Source organism: Corynebacterium pacaense (genome assembly GCF_900169525.1).
Lineage (GTDB): Bacteria > Actinomycetota > Actinomycetes > Mycobacteriales > Mycobacteriaceae > Corynebacterium > Corynebacterium pacaense.
The window spans coordinates 415,037-431,628 of sequence record NZ_LT821239.1; the positions used below are offsets into that span (position 1 = coordinate 415,037).

The window sequence follows — 16,592 nt, forward strand, 5'->3', positions numbered from 1 at the left end:
AGGTGGCGATGCCCACGTCACCAGCCAATAGGACGGTATGCACGATGGCGGAATCCGCACCCGGACGGCGGGAGCGTGCGATGCAGGTTGGCACCGATGACGGCATCAGGGATGCGCTGGAAGGAGCATTTCGTTCCATAAGCGAACGAGCCGCCGGCTACGGGCCGGAGTTCTCCCTTTTCGTCGACGCAGCCTTCGATTCCCTGTGCGGTGGAAAGCTGCTCCGACCCACCGTGCTTATGGAAGCCCGGGACGCGCTTATGGGCAACACCGCCCACGGCCGTGCCGCCGCCCTTGAGATCGCGGCCGCGATCGAGTTTCTCCATTTCTCCTTCCTCCTTCACGATGATGTCATCGACGGTGACCTCTTTCGTCGCGGACGGTTGAACTTCATCGGTTCCGCATACGCCAGTCGACGCCCCGGCGCGCGGATTCTCGCCGCTGAAACCGGAAACCTGGACCCCGGACTGCTCCACTGGGCACGTTCCGGCGGCATTCTCATGGGGGATCTGCTGCTGTCCAGAGCCCATCAGATCATTGCCCGCCAGGATCTCCCGCACCCCGTGAGGCTGCGGCTGCTCGAGGTCCTCGAGCACAGCGTGACCGAATCGGTCGCCGGCGAGTTCCTCGACGTGGGTCTCGGCGACGCCGTCATAGCACCCGATCTGGACACGGCGATGGCGATGAGCCGCCTCAAGACCGCCGCCTACACCTTTGAACTGCCCCTGCGCGCAGCCTGCATCCTGGCCGGACTGCCGCGGGAGGTGGAGGGAGACGTCGGCAATGTCGGCAGGCAGCTGGGCACCGTCTTCCAGTTGCAGGACGATTACCTGTCCACTTTCGGCGATGCCGGGGAGCACGGCAAGGACACCTATTCCGATCTGCGGGAGGGGAAGGAGACCACGATCATCGCCTTCGCCAGGACCACCGACGCCTGGCCCGCGATCAGTGAGCATTTCGGTGACAAGCAACTGAGCATGGACACCGCGGGGAGGATCCGCGAACTGTTGATCAGGTGCGGCGCCGAGACCTACTCCCGTTCGCTTATCGACCACCGCCTCGACCTGTGCGCAGCGCAGATCGATGAACTCGAGGATTCACTCCCCGCGCCGATGACCGCGCTGCTGGTCCGGCTCACCGAGTCACTGGCGGGACGGCGATCATGAGGGTCACCACAAGGACTTGGCCCCGTTTCCTGCTCGCCGGAGTGCTCATCCTGATCTGGTTGATCGGGGCGGGGGTTGGCGGACCCTATTTCGGCAGGGTGTCGGAGGTGTCCTCCAACGAAAGGACCGCCTACCTACCCGAGTCCGCCGATGCCACCCGCGTGCAGGAGCTTCTCGGAGAGTTCACCGATTCCGAGGACATCCCGGCGGTGGTCGTGGTGGCCGGGGACTCCGAGCTGACCCCTGAACAGATCGCTGCGGTCGGCACCGCGCTGGGCAACCTACCCGGCTCCTCGCCCCCGATTCCCTCCGCCGACGGACGCGCCGTCGAGGCTTTCGTTCCCCTCAGCGCCTCCGGGGACGTGGGCGCGGCCGTCACCCAGCTCTCAACCACGCTTGACGACGCCACCGCCGCCTGGCCCGGGGTAAGCACCTGGGTCACCGGACCCGCCGGTTTCAGCGCCGACCTCGGCGCCGCCTTCTCCGGTATCGACGGGCTGCTCCTGCTCGTTGCGGTCGGCGCGGTGTTCATAATCCTCATCGCCGTCTACCGCTCCCTCCTGCTCCCGGTTGCGGTGCTGGCCACCAGCCTCTTCGCCCTGACCGTCGCACTGCTGAGCGTGTGGTGGCTGGCCAGGGCGGGGGTGGTGCTGCTCAGCGGCCAGACGCAGGGCATCCTGTTCATCCTGGTCATCGGCGCAGCCACCGACTACTCGCTGCTCTACGTCTCGCGTTTCCGCGAGGAGCTGCGGGTGCACACCGATCGCTGGGCCGCGACCACCGGCGCGATCCGCGGGTCCATCGAGCCGATCCTGGCCTCGGGCGCCACCGTGATAGCCGGGCTGCTGTGCCTGCTGCTGTCCGATCTGAAATCCAACAGCACCCTGGGGCCGGTGGCGTCGATAGGCATCGTTTTCGCCATGGCCTCCGCACTCACGCTGCTGCCCTCCCTGCTCTTCCTCTTCGGTCGGGCGGCGTTCTGGCCGCGGCGGCCGAAGTATGAACCGGACGTCGTCAGGCGGGAGGGCGGGGTGCCCACCCACGGTGTGTGGGCACGGGTCGCCGGGCTTGTGCACCGTCGCCCGCGCGCGATCTGGGTGTCCACCCTGCTGCTTCTGCTCGGGGCCGCGGCCTTCGTGCCGCAGCTGCAGGCCTCGGGGGTGTCGCAGTCCGATCTGGTGCTCGGATCCTCCGAGGCCAGGGAGGGCCAGGAGGTCCTCGGCCGGCACTTCCCCGGCGGGTCGGGAAGCCCCGTCTATGTCATTGTCGGGGCGCAGGACGCCCCGGCCGCCACAGCCGTGATCGGGGGAAATGACAGCTTCGGTGACCTCGGCACGGCACAGGGGCAGGTGGACGGGCAGGTGCTGGTGCAGGCCACGCTCACCGACGCCGCCGATTCCCCTGCCGCGGAGAACGCCGTGCGCGGGCTGCGGCAGGGTTTCGCCGATGAGGGAATTGATGCGATGGTCGGCGGTGTCACCGCGACCGCCATCGACACCGACGACGCCTCCACCCATGACCGCACCCTGATCATCCCGGTGGTGCTGCTGGTCATCCTCGGAATCCTCATGCTGCTGCTGCGCTCGGTTCTCGCACCCCTGCTGCTGGTCGCCACCACGGTGGTGTCCTTCGCCGCGGCGCTCGGGGTGTCCGCGCTGATGTTCAACCATGTCTTCGGCTTCCCCGGGGCCGATCCGGCGGTGCCGCTCTACGGATTCGTCTTCCTCGTCGCCCTGGGAATCGATTACAACATCTTCCTGGCCACCCGGATCCGCGAGGAATCACTACGACACGGCACCCGCACCGGTATCATCCGCGGGCTGACCGTCACCGGCGGCGTGATCACCTCGGCGGGGATCGTGCTCGCCGCGACCTTCGCCGCCCTGTCGGTGATCCCGCTTCTCTTCCTCGTGCAGATCGCCTTCATCGTCGCCTTCGGCGTGCTCGTGGACACCTTCCTGGTCAGGGCCTTCCTCGTGCCCGCGCTCTTCCATGACATAGGCCCCGGAATATGGTGGCCCTCGCGCCTATGGAAGGAGCGGAAGTGAATCCGGATATCCGCGCCTTCCTCGAGGCCGCCCTCAACCGCTACCACCGCGCCTCGCTGGGTGCCTCCCGCACCGTGATCGCCACCTACTCCACCAGCTTCAGCCTGGCCACACGGCTGCTGTCCGCGCAGATGCGCGCCGATATCCGCAACCTCTACGCGGTGGTGCGCATCGCCGACGAGATCGTCGACGGAACCGCGGCCGCGGCGGGCTGCGCCACCGACTCGATCGCCCAGCTTCTCGACGACTACGAACACGCCGTGCTCACCGCGCCCGGACGGCGCTTCCACACCGACCTCATCCTGCAGGCCTATGCGGACACCGCACGCCGCTGCGGATTCCGGGAGGACCATGTCCGTGCCTTCTTCGCCTCCATGCGCAGGGACCTGAGCGCCAAGGACCACGACAGCGGCAGCTTCGACGACTACGTCCACGGTTCCGCCGAGGTCATCGGCCTGCTGTGCCTGAGCGTCTTCCTGAACGGACGGATCGTCGGCGTCAGCCGTAGACGCGAACTGGAGGAGGGTGCGCGCAGTCTCGGCGCGGCCTTCCAGAAGATCAACTTCCTCCGTGATCTGGCCGAGGACCAGACCCAGCTCGGACGGACCTACTTTCCCGGACTGCGCGCCGGCGAACTGACCGAGGAGCACAAGAACATGCTTATCGACGACATCCGCCTGGACCTTGACCGGGCCCGCGGCGTCATGGGCTGGCTGCCCCTGCAGGCACGCGCCGGGGTGCTCGCCGCCCTGGATCTCTTCTCCAGCCTCACCGACACCATCGCCGCCACCCCGGCACCGGAGCTGCTGAACACACGGATCAGGGTCCGACCCCTGCGCAAGGCGGGTATCGCCGCCGCCGCGGTGGTCAGGGCACCGATCATGGGCATCAGGGGCGCTGCGTCATGAGCAGCCGAGGGCAGAAGCCTAGAAAGGCCGTGATCATCGGAGCGGGCATCGCCGGACTGGCCACCGCGACCCTGCTGGCCAGGGACGGATGGTCGGTGGAGATCGTGGAGAAGAACTCCCGGGTCGGCGGGCGCGCCGGCAGCCTGGAGGTCGCCGGGCATCCCGGTTTCCGCTGGGACACCGGCCCCTCCTGGTACCTCATGCCCGAGGCCTTCGACCACTTCTTCGCCCTGTGCGGCACCACCACCGCGGAGCAGCTCGACCTGGTGGACCTGCAGCCCGGCTACCGCGTCTACTCCGGATCCCGCGCGCCCGTCGACGTGCCGAGCGGAGGACCGGCGGCCGCCGACCTCTTCGAGAGCATCGAACCGGGCGCCGGCGCGGCGCTTATGGAATATCTCGACGCCGCCGGCGACGCCTACGGCATCTCCGTGGACAGGTTCCTCTACAACAACTTCCTCCGGCCGGGCCCCCTGCTACACCGCGATGTGCTCAGCCGCGCACGACGCCTCGCGGTGCTGCTGTCCACCTCGCTCCAGTCCTACGTCAACGCACGCTTCACCGACCCGCTGCTGCGCCAGATCCTCTGCTACCCGGCGGTTTTCCTCTCCTCATCCCCGGACACCACGCCCGCGATGTACCACCTGATGAGCCATACCGACCTCGTCGAGGGCGTGCGTTATCCCCGCGGCGGGTTCGACGCGGTGGTCCGGGCGATCCACCGCCTCGCCGTGGACAACGGGGTCTCGATCCGCCTGTCCACGGAAGCGACTTCCATAAGCGCGGCGAATGGTCGCACCAACGGGGTCACCGTCAGGCACGACGGGACGCAGATGCTTATCGACGCCGACGTCGTCGTCTCCGCCGCCGACCTGCACCACACCGAGAACCACCTGCTCCCGAAAACCGAACGCACCTACCCGGAACGCTACTGGGCGCGCCGGAACCCGGGTATCGGCTGCGTGCTGGTCATGCTCGGCGTGAAGGGCAGACTTCCCCAGTTCATCCACCACAACCTGCTGTTCAGCAAGGACTGGGACGACGACTTCGCCGCCGTTTTCGACGGGCCGCGCGAGACCCGGCCGGAGAACGCCTCCCGTTCCATATACGTTTCCATGCCCTCGGCCAGCGACCCGGATGTGGCGCCGGAGGGATACGAGAACCTCTTCGTCCTTGTCCCCACCGCGGCGTCGGCGCACCTGGGCCACGGCAACGCCTACGGGGCACGCGAGTCACCGGCGGTGCGCGCCATTGCGGATCACGTGATCGAGCAGATCTCCGGCCAGGCGGGCATCGCCGACCTGAAGGAGCGGATCGTGGTCTCACGCACCGTCGGCCCCGGCGATTTCGAGGATCTCTATCACTCCTGGCGCGGTGGCGCACTGGGGCCGGCGCACACTCTGCGCCAGTCGGCGTTCCTGCGCGGCAGCAACAGATCCGGGAAGGTGGATTCCCTGTACTACGCCGGAGCGACGACGGTCCCCGGCGTGGGAGTGCCGATGTGCCTGATCTCCGCCGAGAACGTGCTCAAGCGGCTCCGCGGGGACACCACTCCGGGACCCATCGGCGGTGACGCGCAGTGAGCGCATTCCTCTACCTGACACTCCTTCTGGTGTTCACCGCATGCATGGTCCTGTGCGACTGGCGGTGGAGGCTCGCCTTCTTCCGCAGCGCACGACGATCCGCCGCGGTGATCGCCGTGACCCTCACCGTCTTCCTCGCCTGGGATGCGCTGGGCATCGCGACCGGAACCTTCCATAAGGGAGGGTCACCCTACATGACCGGTCTGGACCTCGCCCCCCACATGCCGGTCGAGGAGCCGGTCTTCCTGTTCTTCCTGTGCTACCTCACACTCAACCTCACCTCCGCGGTCGGACTGCGGCTGGGTGCGCCCGTACCGGACAGGCGGTGCGACGCATGACCTACCTGCTGCTCAGCCTGCCCTTTCTCGTTCTCGGACTCGTGGCCTTCTCGCTGCGGGTGGCGCACACCCGCCGGTATGCGGCACTCACCGGCATCGTGGCGGTCATCCTCATCGTGCTGACGATCATCTTCGACAACCTCATGGTGCGCGCCGGGCTCTTCGGATACCGCGAGGCCAACCACCTCGGCATCTGGATCGGTGCGATTCCGATTGAGGATCTGTTCTATCCGGTGGTCGCCGTGCTGCTCATTCCCGCCCTGTGGCTGACGGGCCGCCCCCGCGGACTCGGGGTCATCGCGGTGGTGTTGTCCTCCTCGCGGCCGATCAGCTGGGTCAACACCGCCTTCCCCTTCGGCCTGGCCTACCTGCTCAGCGGCCGGGGCGTGGACTGGTTGTTCATTCTCGGGGTCCTCTTCTTCCTCATTCCCTACAACATTGCGATGTACGGAATCAACGATGTCTTCGATTATGAATCCGACATCCGCAATCCGCGCAAGGGAGGGGTGGAGGGCGCGGTGGTGGACAGGCGCCACCATTCGGCGCTGCTTTGGGCCTCGGCCCTGACCACCATCCCCTTCCTCGTCGTTCTCTTCGCCGCGGGAACATGGGCCTCGGCCGCGTGGTTGGCGCTTTCCGTGGCCGCGGTGGTCGCGTACTCCGCCCCGGGACTTCGGTTCAAGGAACGGCCCGGGCTGGACGCGGTGACCTCATCGATCCATTTCAGCTCACCCGCGCTGGTCGGTGCCACCATCGCCGGCCACAGCCCCACGGCCGAATTCTGGGTCGGCGTCTGTGCCTTCTTGCTGTGGGGGATGGCCAGTCAGATCCTCGGTGCCGTCCAGGACGTGCGGGCCGACCGCGAGGCGGACCTGGACTCCATCGCCACGGTCCTGGGTGCGCGCCGGGCGACGCGTCTGGCCACGGTCCTCTACGCTGCCGCCGCCGCCCTGGTGTTCGTTCTTCCCGCCCCTGCCTGGATCGTCGGGACGGTTTCGCTGGCCTATGTGGTCAACGCCGCCCGCTTATGGAAGGTGACCGATGCGACCTGCGAGAAGGCGCATTCCGCGTGGGTTGGTTTCCTCGTGCTCAACTACATCACGGGTGCGGTGGTGAGCATGACGCTGATCAGCGTCTTCCTTCTTCCACGGTGATCGAGACCCATACCCGGGTGACGGGGACCGCCAGGATCAGGGCCACCTCGGCCGTGATGCGCTGGAGGAGGGCGTCGCGGAACTCCTCCGTGGCGGGGTTGTCGGCGCGGATCCACACCTGATTATCCGGGGCCGCGACCCCGCCAATGAAGTGGGAGTCCGGTTCGACCTCGGCGAAGAGCACCTGGATAAGGTGGTGCGGCGTCCCGGCGAGCTCATGGTGGGCGTCCGTGATGGATTCGGCGATGCGTTCCTTGGATTCACGCGAGATTCCAATCCTGCGTGACCAGCAGGTGTAGGTGGGCATGGGCTATCCCTCAAACTGTCTGATCTCGATGGATTGTCCGCAGGCGACGGCGGCGCGCTGCGCCACCTCGGCCGCCTCCTCGAAGGTGTCTGTGTCAATCACCCAGAATCCACCGAGGACCGCGCCGGAGCCACCTGCCGGACCATCGGACTCCAGGCCCGAGGGATCAACGGTGACCGCGAGTGCGGGTGCGTTCAACCCGCCCACGTAGACGAGGACCCCCTCATCCTCCAGAGCATCGTTTAACTCCGCGGTGCGCGCGAAGGCGGCCTCCATCTCGGCGGCGCTGTCATAGGTTCCAAACTCCCGGTCATAGGAATCGGCCGGATTGTATACGGAGAGCATGAAGCTGGTCATGTCCCCATCCTAGGGTGCCACAGGTATCTTGGAAAGTGACCGGGGTCACTAAGGGGGGCGATGGTGCAGGTAAATCCATGCCATCTACCGGCTCGTGTAACTTTATTCCTAAACAGTGCCGGGCCGACTGTGACGTCCACTGGATGCACCTGCGGTTGTGCCCCGGCATCAATGTCAAACCAACCGTATCAGGAGTCCGATAAGAATGACGGAATCTACTCAGGCAGTGAAACCGAAGGGACGGGAGAGCTGGTCTGGGCGGCCCGCGTTCATCGTCGCCGCGATCAGCTCGGCCATCGGACTGGGCAACATCTGGCGTTTTCCGGGTGTGGCCTACGAAAACGGCGGCGGAGCCTTCCTTCTGCCCTATCTCGCAGCCCTGCTCACCGCGGGCCTGCCGATCCTCTTCCTGGACTTCGCGGTCGGGCACCGTTTCCGTGCGGCACCGCCACTGACGTTCCGGAGGATCAGCCGGAAACTGGAGCCCCTCGGTTGGTGGCAGACCATCATCTGTTTTGTCATCTCCACCTACTACGCGGTGATCCTGGCGTGGGCCCTGTGCTACATCGGATTCTCGGTGAAGCGGTCCTGGGGGGATGATGCCGCGACCTTCTTCGCGGTGGATTTCCTTCGGGCCACGGACCCGGGTGTCACCCCGGAGCCGGTGCCGCTGATCATGTGGTCACTGATTGCGATCTGGATCGGAATCATCATCGTGGCCGCACTCGGCCTGCGGAAGGGACTGCAACTGGCCAACCGCATCACGCTGCCCACACTGGTGATTCTGTTCCTGGCCATCGTGATCTACGCACTCACGCTGCCCGGGGCGGTCGACGGACTGAACACCTTCTTCACACCGAGCTGGTCCGCACTGGCCGACCCCAAGGTGTGGATCGCGGCCTACGGGCACATCTTCTTCTCCTTCTCCATCGCCTTCGGCATCATGCTGTCCTACTCCTCCTATCTGAAGAGGCGGAGCGACCTCACCGGCTCCGGCCTGGTGGTGGCCTTCGCCAACACCAGCTTCGAACTCCTCGCGGGAATCGGCGTCTTCGCGGCGCTGGGTTTCCTGGCCTACAACCAGTCGGTCGCCGTGGCCGATCTCGAGGGGATCAGCGGGGTGGGACTGGCCTTCATCACCTTCCCGACGCTGCTCTCGCAGATGCCCGGCGGCCAGATCGTCGGAGTGCTGTTCTTCCTCAGCCTGCTCTTCGCGGGTTTCACCTCACTGCTGTCGCTGATGCAGGTGGTCATCGGTTCCGTCGCCGACAAGACGGGCTGGACGGGACGACGCAGTGCCATCTTCTCCGGAGCCGTCACCGGTATCGCCTCACTGCTGCTGTACTCCTCGACCGCCGGGCTGAGCATCCTCGATGTCATCGACGCGTTCATCAACAACATCGGGGTGGTCTCCTCCGCCATCGTCATGGTCATCGCCTTGGGCTGGGGGGTCAGGCTGCTGCCCGAGCTGCGTGACCACATCAACGCGGTGAGTTCGCTGCGCGTCGGAAAGCTCTGGATGGTGATGATCAGGTTCATCACCCCCGCCATCCTCATCGCCATTCTCATCACCGGGGCCTGGAGCTACGTGGTCGAGGGTTATGGGGGCTATCCCACCTGGTTCCTGCTCATCGCCGGCTGGCTGATGCTCGTGGCCGTCGGCGCACTCTCCCTCCTGCTCAGCTTCTCCGGGTACGGTCGCGCCTACGCAGACGACTACGATCCCACCACGTCCGTCGACCTGAATAATCCCAGCTACCCCCAGACCCAAAAGGAACAATCATGACCCCGAGCGCCATCGCACTGTTCATTTTCTCCGCCACCATGCTCTGGGGCGGCCTTGCCTGGAGCATCATCCGGCTGCGCCGGTTCCCGGAACTCGATCAGGACTGAACCGGACCCGGGCGCACGGGTGATCCGGAAACGAGACCCAGCGCCCGGAGAATCTCGGGGATCCGCCGGGGAAGCGCATTGTGCCGGACGCCGTGGACCTCGATGACGCGACCGAGCCTAGAGGACCATGCGGGCACGACCGAGTCGGCATCGGAGACTATGGAGACGATCTCCACGTCCGGCGGGATGTCGTCGGGAAAAGGGGTGCGCGTCTGGACCTGCACGAAGGACTCCCCGAGAATGTGGCGGCGCAGCAGGCGGTGCCTCGTCCACGGGGTTCCCCGCCAGGCCGCACCCAACCCGACGATAGTGGTTATGGACCCTGGCGGCAGGACCCTGGCCAGTCGCAGCGCCATCAGCCCGCCGAGGGAGTGTCCGACGATGTCGATTCGGCGACCTCCTTCCATAAGCGGAAGCAGCCGCTGCTCGAGCTCCCTCAGGCACTCATCGAGATCCCGCGTCGCCCGCCTTCCATAGGTGAGCGCCAGGGCGGGGACGCCGTACCCGTTCAGGGCGTGCGCCAGGTGGCGGAACACTCCCGGCTCGGAACCCGTGCCGTGCAGCATGACCACTATGCGGGGCTCTCCGGCCAGGGTCTGGGGCTTCGGATTCTCCAGCAGTGGTGGAATCCACGAAATCCAGGACATAATCATTGATAGTAGGCCGGTCCCGGAGAAGGGGAGCTGGGAGAAATCTGTGAGCTTTCCATAAAGTGGATGCCACACCTGAATCTGTCTAATCGATGGGAGGACACTGGTCGCATGGATAATCTGCGGGCGGTATCAATGACTGATACCACGGCGATAATTGTGATTTGCTGCGTTGGTGCCGTCACCACCCTATTCGCCCTCTGGGGACTTCGTTCGGGGCGTTCGCGCCGGGGTGCGCTGATCGGACTGATCGCCGGGATCATTCTCACGGCGATCGTGTGGTTTCTGCTCCAGGTCGCATGGCGGCCCTTCCCCGACGGGATTCCGTGGTCGCTCTACCTCGCGGGCGGGGGCGCCGCGGTGGTCGTCCTCGGTGCGGTGTTCCAGCGGGGGCGTCGAAAAGCACTGGCGGTGGTGGCCGTGGTGGCCGTGATCAACGCCTGGGCCACCGCCAACCTGACCTATCAGCAGTATCCGACCCTGGGGTCCCTGGACCCCAGGCCGTCGTCGGTGGCGATGAGCTTCGACGAGTTCCAGGCAGCCACCGAGGTGCCGCAGCTCGACGGCCGCGACGTCGGTGCGCTGGTGACCGTCCCGATGAAGGGCACCGACTCCCAGTTTCCCGCCCGCGATGCGGTCGCCTACGTCCCGCCAGCCTATTGGAGTGAGCCGACCAGGCAGCTGCCGGTGCTCGTGCTGATGGCCGGGAACCCCGGGGAACCGATGCAGTGGTTCACCGTCGGTGACGGCGCCGCGACTGCGGATGACTTCCAGGCGGCGCATAATGGGGAGAGTCCGATCCTGATCAGTATCGACGCCACCGGCTCGCTTTCGGGGAATCCCGTGTGCGTGGACGGCCCGGATCTCAATGTGATGACCTACGTTTCCCAGGACGTCCCGCAGCTGATCAAGGAGAAGTTCCGGGTGAACCCGGACCAGCGGACCTGGACGATCGGAGGGCTCAGCTATGGCGGAACCTGTGCACTCCAGGTGATCACCAACCACCCCACCGCTTATGGAAACTTTCTGAACTTCTCCGGCCAGGCCGAACCGACAGTAGGAACGAGGCAGGACACAGTGAACCAGTTCTTCAGCGGTGACGAGGATGCCTTCCTCGCCGTCAATCCAGAGACTCTGCTCAGTGATTCCCCGGCCGGAACCTATACGGGGATCGGGGGCCTGTTCATGGCCGGCGAAAAGGACCAGTCCGCGGTCCAGGCACTGACCCATCTCAACGATCTGGCGTTGAAGCAGGGAATGGAGACGAGCTTTGATACCGTGCCCGGCGGTCACTCCTTCCAGGTGTGGCGTGTCGCCCTCGCGGATTCCCTGGAGTGGGTAGCAAACCGAGGAGGTCTGTCATGATGCCGGATAAGGCGAAAATTGCCAGGTACGCGCGGGTGGCGGTGGGTTTCGCACCACTGAGTGCCATCGCGATCGTGATCATCTGGGTGCTGCGTGAGGTTCTGGGGCCGGACACGGAAACTCTATGGAGGGACCTCGGTGTGGAGATGCCCTGGCATCTGGCCGACCTCCATTTGCTGACGGCCAGCCTGACCACCGGCACCAGGGGAGGAGCGGTGGTGGCCACCATCGCCGTTGTGCTGTTCGCCGTCCCGGCGGAGCGGGTACTCGGTCGCCTTCATTTCCTGATCGCCGCGGTGGTGTTCGCGCTCGTTGTCACCCCCGCCGGTTTCCTCGTGGCGCGTGCGCTGGCCGAAACCGGCTTATGGAAGGCCGGGGTGCTCGATGACACATTCCTCTCGCCCTCCGGCTGGATCATGGGTGTCGCGGCGCTGGCCACGGGGTCGATGCGGGTGCTGTGGCGCCGCAGACTCCGGCTGGTGATCTTCGCGGTCACGCTGACCCTGCTGTTCTACACCGGAACCGTCTCCGATGTGGTTGCCGTGACCTGCGCGCTCGCCGGTCTTCTGGTGGGGGAGTGGCGCAACAGGGGCGTCGAGAAGCACTCCGCCTCGCTGCGGGAGGGCCGGATCCTGGTGGCAACGCTGGCCACGGCCGTGGCGGCCGGGCCGGTGATAGCCGGGCTCGACCCCTATGCCGAGGGGCCGTTCTCGGCCGTGACCAGGCTGATCTGGCAGCCCGCGGTGTCGATGGAGCACATGCGGGCGCTGTGTGCCCTCGATCATGGCAGCGAGGCCTGCCAGGATGCGATCCTGCTGCTGCAGCAGAACGGTGTCGGGCCGATGGTGGCCAACCTCGTGCCGCTGTTCGTGCAGGTCGTCATCGCACTAGGGCTCATGCGTGGTCGTCGTCTGGCCTGGTGGCTGGCGGTGGCGGCGCAGCTGGTCACGATCGCCGTGATCGCGCAGCCGGGAATCGTGCTGCTGCCGTGGATCATTGTGCTGGTGGTGCTGGTGGCGATGCGCAGGCGTTTCCTCGTGCTCATCGACGCCTCCCTCATCGGCCGCGCGGCCGCCTACGTCGGCGCCACCTTCCTGGCCACCGCGGCGATATGGATCATCGGGGCGTTGCTGCTCTTCCCGCACGCCACACTGGTCAAGGCTCTGGCGGAGCTGCCGAACAGGTACCTGCCTCCGGTGGTCGCCCAGATGTTCCCCCGCCACCTATTCCCGCACTCCACCCCCGCATGGGCCCTCTATGAGTGGACCGGCACCATCTTCTGGCTGGTGGTCTGCTTCGTGCTCTACCGTCTCCTGATGAGCGTGCCGAGCCGCAGCCACGAGGCCGATCGCGAGCGGGCGCGGGAGATCCTGCGCTCCGGTACCGGCGAGCACCTGTCCTGGATGGCGCTGTGGGACGGCAACAGCTACTGGTTCGGTGAGGGCGGATTCGTCGCCTACCGGCTGCAGAAGGGCGTCGCGGTGACCGTCGGCGGCCCCGTCACCGGCCCCGGTGCGGACAGGGACGCCGTGGCCGACGGTTTTGAAAAGTACGCGATCGCGCAGGGATGGGTCACCGCCTGGTACTCGGTGGCCGATGACTTCTCCAGGTCACGGCTCGCCGTCGGTTTCCAGCGCGTGCACGTCGCCGAGGAATCCGTCCTGTCCACCGAGGATCTCTCCTTCAAGGGCAAGAAGTTCCAGAACATCAGAACCGCGCGGAACCGGGCGGAGAAGGAGGGCGTGCACGCGGTATGGACCTCCTGGGCCGAACTCGAGCGCACCCAGCGCGAGCAGATCATCTCACTGTCGGAACAGTGGGTCTCGGAGAAGGCGCTGCCGGAAATGGGATTCACCCTCGGCAGCGTCAACGAGATGAAGGATCCCGACACCAAGCTGCTGCTGGCCATCGACGATGACGGGCGCCTGCACGGAATGACCAGCTGGTTGCCCGTCTACGAGCAGGGCCACCTGGTCGGCTACTCCCTCGACGTGATGCGCAGGGACGACACCGGCTTCAAACCCGTCATCGAGTTCCTGCTCGCCGAGGCCGCGCTCAAGGCGAAGGACCTCGGTCTGCAGTGGGTCTCCCTCTCCGGTGCGCCCCTGGCCACCTCCGAGGTGATGAGCAAGCCCGGCTTCCTCGACGTCACCCTCGACGCGGTGGGCCGGACCATGGAACCGCTCTACGGATTCCGCTCCCTGGCCGCCTCCAAGCACAAGTTCCACCCCACCCACCACGGTTGGTACCTGTGCTACCGCGACGAGCTGACGCTGCCCACCATCGGCCTGGCCGTGGCCAGCTGCTACCTGCCGCAGATCAAGACGTCAGATGCCGTGGCCGCGATGAAGATCTGGGTGTCTGATCTGGAGCACGCTGAATCCGCCACCAAGTGACAAAACCCCACAGCACGAAACCCGCGTACACCAGATAAAGGACGGCCGAGGGATAGTAGCCGGCGCTCAGCAGCAGCGGAACGCCGACCACATCCACGCCGATCCAGATAAGCCAGAACTCCGTCCAGCCCCGCGCCATTCCATAGGTGGCCAGCACCGAACCGACGAAGATCCACGCCTCCGCCCACGGACCCCAGGAACCCAGCGCGGAGAAGACCCACGCGAACACGATGGTGCCCACCACCGCGGCCACCACCAGGCCGGCGCGCTCGCGTGTCGACGCCCACCGCGGCTGCACCGCCACGTTGTCGGCCGGCTCACTGACAATCGACCTCGAGGGATCCGTCTGCGTCGACTCCCTCAGCCCGGCGCGCCGCGCCGCGGACCACCGGTACCAGCCGTAGACACTGACGATGATGAACATCACCTGGCGTCCCGCCTGCCCATAGAGATCGAGATTCTGCGGCGTATGGAAAAGTCCCCCCATAAACACCGTGAACAACAACGCATTGCCGACAATACCCACCGGCCACGCCCACACCAGGCGCTTCATCCCGCCCCACGCACAGGCCAGGCCGAAGAGATTTCCGATGATCTCCCGCCACAGAATGGGCACGCCACCGATGTAGAGGGTGGCATTGAGAAGCTCGGTTATAGGATTCATTTCCATTTCCCCTTCAAGGATCCAGAGATGTAATCCTCGGGGCTACGAATTCCGGGTCGCCGACAAAACACCGGCAACCCGTGGTTCTCTCTCATCCGGACTATCACCGTCGGCCCCGGATTCACACCGGATCTGCTGGCCTGCCCACAAGAGCAGCGCTCGCGGGCTCGGCCCCCCACATCCGGTGAGCGACCATACCGCCGGTGGGGAATTTCACCCCGCCCTGAGAACAGCATCAAGTCTAGTGCCAATGTCAAGCAAGGTGAACAATCCATGACGCGCGGATGAAACGTTTCCAGCCGGGGCACCCTTCCCGCGATCCGGCGCTACCGTTGCCTTAAAGCCACCCTAGGAGGAGCAGTGACAACGACCTACCCGGATTTCCTCGACAACAACCCCCTCCCTTCCATAAGCGGATCGGGGCGGCGGGAACCGGAGGGGGGTGAGACGGGGTCGGTTGGACAACGGACCACCACCTACGTTCTGGATACCTCGGTGCTGCTCTCGGATCCGCTGTCACTAACCCGCTTCGCGGAGCACGATGTTGTCCTGCCGATCGTGGTGATCACCGAATTGGAAGCCAAGCGCCATCATCCGGAGCTTGGCTTCTTCGCCCGACAGGCCCTGCGCATGCTCGATGAGCTGCGCGAGATACACGGCGATCTGTCCCGGCCCCTGCCGATCGGTGACGCCGGTGGGCACCTCCACGTCGAGCTCAACCATCAGAACCTCGAGTCGCTGCCGGCCGGTTTCCGCCTCGGTGACAATGACACCCGCATTCTGGCCGTCGCAAAGAATCTTCAGGGCGAGGGGCGGGAGGTGGTGCTGGTCAGCAAGGACCTGCCGATGCGGATCAAGGCGTCGGCGAGCGGGGTTCCCGCCCAGGAGTACCGCGCTGAGCTGGCGCGCGATCGCGGCTACACCGGCATGACCGAGGCCTCCATAAGCGACGAGCAGCTCCAGTCGCTTTATGACGGCCGGGAGATTGACGTCCCCGCCCTCGAGCACCTGCCCGTCAATCACGGATTCACCCTCCGTTCACCCTCCGGCGGATCCGCGCTGGGCCGGTTGACCACCGTCAAGACGATTGAGCTCGTCCCGGGCGACCAGACGGTTTTCGGAGTTGCGGGACGCTCGGCCGAGCAGCGGATCGCCATCGATCTGCTTCTCGACGAATCCGTCGGCATCGTGTCACTGGGCGGTGCCGCGGGCACCGGAAAGAGCGCCCTGGCGCTGTGCGCCGCGCTCGATGCGGTTATGGAACGACGTGAACAGCGCAGGATCATCGTCTTCCGCCCTCTCTACGCCGTGGGGGGACAGGAACTCGGCTACCTGCCCGGCGACCAGGAGGAGAAGATGGGGCCCTGGGCGCAGGCGGTCTTCGACACCCTGGGTTCGATGGTCAGCCAGAACATCGTCGACGAGGCGCTGTCCCGCGGCCTGCTCGAGGTCCTCCCCCTGACCCACATCCGGGGCCGCTCACTCCACGACGCCTTCGTCATCGTCGACGAGGCCCAGTCCCTGGAACGCAACGTTCTGCTGACCATGCTCTCCCGGATCGGCCAGAACTCCAGGGTGGTGCTCACCCACGACGTCGCACAGCGCGACAACCTCCGCGTCGGGCGCTACGACGGCATCGTCTCCGTCATCGAGGCGCTCAAGGAACACGAGCTCTTCGCCCACATCACCCTCCAGCGTTCCGAGCGATCGCGCATTGCCGAGCTGGTGACGAAGGTACTGGACGCCCCGACGTTGTAGGCTTC

The 16,592-nt window shown here is 65.8% G+C and carries 15 protein-coding genes, 1 pseudogene and 1 riboswitch; of the genes and pseudogenes, 12 read left to right on the plus strand and 4 right to left on the minus strand.

Features of this window, described 5'->3' with window-relative positions:
- The first annotated feature begins 8 nt into the window (after positions 1-8).
- The 7 genes and pseudogenes from B7E02_RS02065 (at position 9) to B7E02_RS02090 (ending at position 7,197) form a co-directional block, all read left to right on the plus strand.
- Positions 9-1,166 (plus strand): polyprenyl synthetase family protein, encoded by a 1,158-nt coding sequence (locus B7E02_RS02065; protein WP_245802130.1) that lies wholly within the window; start codon positions 9-11, stop codon positions 1,164-1,166.
- Positions 1,163-3,214, plus strand: a complete 2,052-nt coding sequence (locus tag B7E02_RS02070; protein WP_080792528.1) for an MMPL family transporter — start codon at positions 1,163-1,165, stop codon at positions 3,212-3,214. Before B7E02_RS02065 ends, B7E02_RS02070 begins: the two co-directional genes overlap by 4 nt.
- Entirely contained in the window at positions 3,196-4,122 is a 927-nt protein-coding gene (locus B7E02_RS02075) for a phytoene/squalene synthase family protein (RefSeq protein ID WP_080792532.1), read from the plus strand. Before B7E02_RS02070 ends, B7E02_RS02075 begins: the two co-directional genes overlap by 19 nt.
- A complete protein-coding gene (crtI, locus tag B7E02_RS02080; RefSeq protein WP_080792535.1) occupies positions 4,119-5,705 on the plus strand; it encodes a phytoene desaturase family protein in 1,587 nt (528 codons plus the stop codon). The genes B7E02_RS02075 and crtI overlap by 4 nt, the downstream gene beginning before the upstream one ends.
- Positions 5,702-6,043 (plus strand): lycopene cyclase domain-containing protein, encoded by a 342-nt coding sequence (locus B7E02_RS02085; protein WP_080792538.1) that lies wholly within the window; start codon positions 5,702-5,704, stop codon positions 6,041-6,043. The genes crtI and B7E02_RS02085 overlap by 4 nt, the downstream gene beginning before the upstream one ends.
- A pseudogene (locus tag B7E02_RS14585) lies at positions 6,040-6,300 on the plus strand (lycopene cyclase domain-containing protein); the annotation flags it as partial. The gene B7E02_RS02085 and the pseudogene B7E02_RS14585, both read left to right, overlap by 4 nt.
- Before the next feature lie 39 nt (positions 6,301-6,339).
- Complete coding sequence (locus B7E02_RS02090) at positions 6,340-7,197, plus strand: prenyltransferase (RefSeq protein WP_245802198.1); 858 nt, start codon at positions 6,340-6,342, stop codon at positions 7,195-7,197.
- Here the strand turns inward: B7E02_RS02090 and B7E02_RS02095 are convergent.
- Entirely contained in the window at positions 7,172-7,504 is a 333-nt protein-coding gene (locus tag B7E02_RS02095; protein ID WP_080792544.1) for a tautomerase family protein, read from the minus strand. The two genes, B7E02_RS02090 and B7E02_RS02095, sit on opposite strands and share 26 nt — an antisense overlap.
- 3 nt (positions 7,505-7,507) lie before the next feature.
- Complete coding sequence (locus B7E02_RS02100; protein WP_080792548.1) at positions 7,508-7,861, minus strand: YciI family protein; 354 nt, start codon at positions 7,859-7,861, stop codon at positions 7,508-7,510.
- Positions 7,862-8,066: 205 nt separating this feature from the next.
- On the opposite strand from B7E02_RS02100, the gene B7E02_RS02105 reads away from it, so the two are divergent.
- Together B7E02_RS02105 and B7E02_RS13930 are read left to right on the plus strand one after the other, a co-directional pair.
- Positions 8,067-9,647 carry a sodium-dependent transporter gene (locus B7E02_RS02105; protein ID WP_080792550.1) on the plus strand — a complete coding sequence of 527 codons (1,581 nt, stop codon included), beginning with the start codon at positions 8,067-8,069 and terminating at the stop codon, positions 9,645-9,647.
- Positions 9,644-9,754, plus strand: a complete 111-nt coding sequence (locus B7E02_RS13930; protein ID WP_143336605.1) for a MetS family NSS transporter small subunit — start codon at positions 9,644-9,646, stop codon at positions 9,752-9,754. Before B7E02_RS02105 ends, B7E02_RS13930 begins: the two co-directional genes overlap by 4 nt.
- Here B7E02_RS13930 and B7E02_RS02110 read toward each other — a convergent pair.
- The gene (locus B7E02_RS02110) at positions 9,745-10,401 is read right to left on the minus strand and encodes an esterase/lipase family protein (protein WP_179129631.1); all 657 of its coding nucleotides are present in this window, start codon (positions 10,399-10,401) and stop codon (positions 9,745-9,747) included. The genes B7E02_RS13930 and B7E02_RS02110 overlap by 10 nt on opposite strands.
- Positions 10,402-10,515: 114 nt before the next feature.
- On the opposite strand from B7E02_RS02110, the gene B7E02_RS02115 reads away from it, so the two are divergent.
- Together B7E02_RS02115 and B7E02_RS02120 are read left to right on the plus strand one after the other, a co-directional pair.
- A complete protein-coding gene (locus B7E02_RS02115) occupies positions 10,516-11,769 on the plus strand; it encodes an alpha/beta hydrolase-fold protein (protein ID WP_080792554.1) in 1,254 nt (417 codons plus the stop codon).
- A complete protein-coding gene (locus B7E02_RS02120; protein WP_143336606.1) occupies positions 11,766-14,165 on the plus strand; it encodes a bifunctional lysylphosphatidylglycerol flippase/synthetase MprF in 2,400 nt (799 codons plus the stop codon). Before B7E02_RS02115 ends, B7E02_RS02120 begins: the two co-directional genes overlap by 4 nt.
- Here B7E02_RS02120 and B7E02_RS02125 read toward each other — a convergent pair.
- Positions 14,089-14,829 (minus strand): nicotinamide mononucleotide transporter family protein, encoded by a 741-nt coding sequence (locus B7E02_RS02125; protein ID WP_080794363.1) that lies wholly within the window; start codon positions 14,827-14,829, stop codon positions 14,089-14,091. The two genes, B7E02_RS02120 and B7E02_RS02125, sit on opposite strands and share 77 nt — an antisense overlap.
- Positions 14,830-14,908: 79 nt before the next feature.
- Positions 14,909-15,064, minus strand: a riboswitch (FMN riboswitch).
- A gap of 248 nt (positions 15,065-15,312) precedes the next feature.
- On the opposite strand from B7E02_RS02125, the gene phoH2 reads away from it, so the two are divergent.
- Entirely contained in the window at positions 15,313-16,587 is a 1,275-nt protein-coding gene (phoH2, locus tag B7E02_RS02130; RefSeq protein ID WP_425429786.1) for an RNA 5'-3' helicase PhoH2, read from the plus strand.
- Positions 16,588-16,592 lie beyond the last annotated feature (5 nt).

Excerpts from the sequence above, each read along its gene's own strand:
- B7E02_RS13930 (WP_143336605.1), top strand. The coding sequence starts at position 9,644 with ATGACCCCGAGCGCCATCGCACTGTTCATTTTCTCCGCCACCATGCTC.
- B7E02_RS02125 (WP_080794363.1), bottom strand. The coding sequence starts at position 14,829 with ATGAATCCTATAACCGAGCTTCTCAATGCCACCCTCTACATCGGTGGC.
- B7E02_RS02095 (WP_080792544.1), bottom strand. The coding sequence starts at position 7,504 with ATGCCCACCTACACCTGCTGGTCACGCAGGATTGGAATCTCGCGTGAA.
- crtI (WP_080792535.1), top strand. The coding sequence starts at position 4,119 with ATGAGCAGCCGAGGGCAGAAGCCTAGAAAGGCCGTGATCATCGGAGCG.
- B7E02_RS02100 (WP_080792548.1), bottom strand. The coding sequence starts at position 7,861 with ATGACCAGCTTCATGCTCTCCGTATACAATCCGGCCGATTCCTATGAC.
- B7E02_RS02110 (WP_179129631.1), bottom strand. The coding sequence starts at position 10,401 with ATGTCCTGGATTTCGTGGATTCCACCACTGCTGGAGAATCCGAAGCCC.
- B7E02_RS02115 (WP_080792554.1), top strand. The coding sequence starts at position 10,516 with ATGGATAATCTGCGGGCGGTATCAATGACTGATACCACGGCGATAATT.
- B7E02_RS02065 (WP_245802130.1), top strand. The coding sequence starts at position 9 with ATGCCCACGTCACCAGCCAATAGGACGGTATGCACGATGGCGGAATCC.
- B7E02_RS02075 (WP_080792532.1), top strand. The coding sequence starts at position 3,196 with ATGGAAGGAGCGGAAGTGAATCCGGATATCCGCGCCTTCCTCGAGGCC.
- B7E02_RS02120 (WP_143336606.1), top strand. The coding sequence starts at position 11,766 with ATGATGCCGGATAAGGCGAAAATTGCCAGGTACGCGCGGGTGGCGGTG.
- B7E02_RS02070 (WP_080792528.1), top strand. The coding sequence starts at position 1,163 with ATGAGGGTCACCACAAGGACTTGGCCCCGTTTCCTGCTCGCCGGAGTG.
- B7E02_RS02105 (WP_080792550.1), top strand. The coding sequence starts at position 8,067 with ATGACGGAATCTACTCAGGCAGTGAAACCGAAGGGACGGGAGAGCTGG.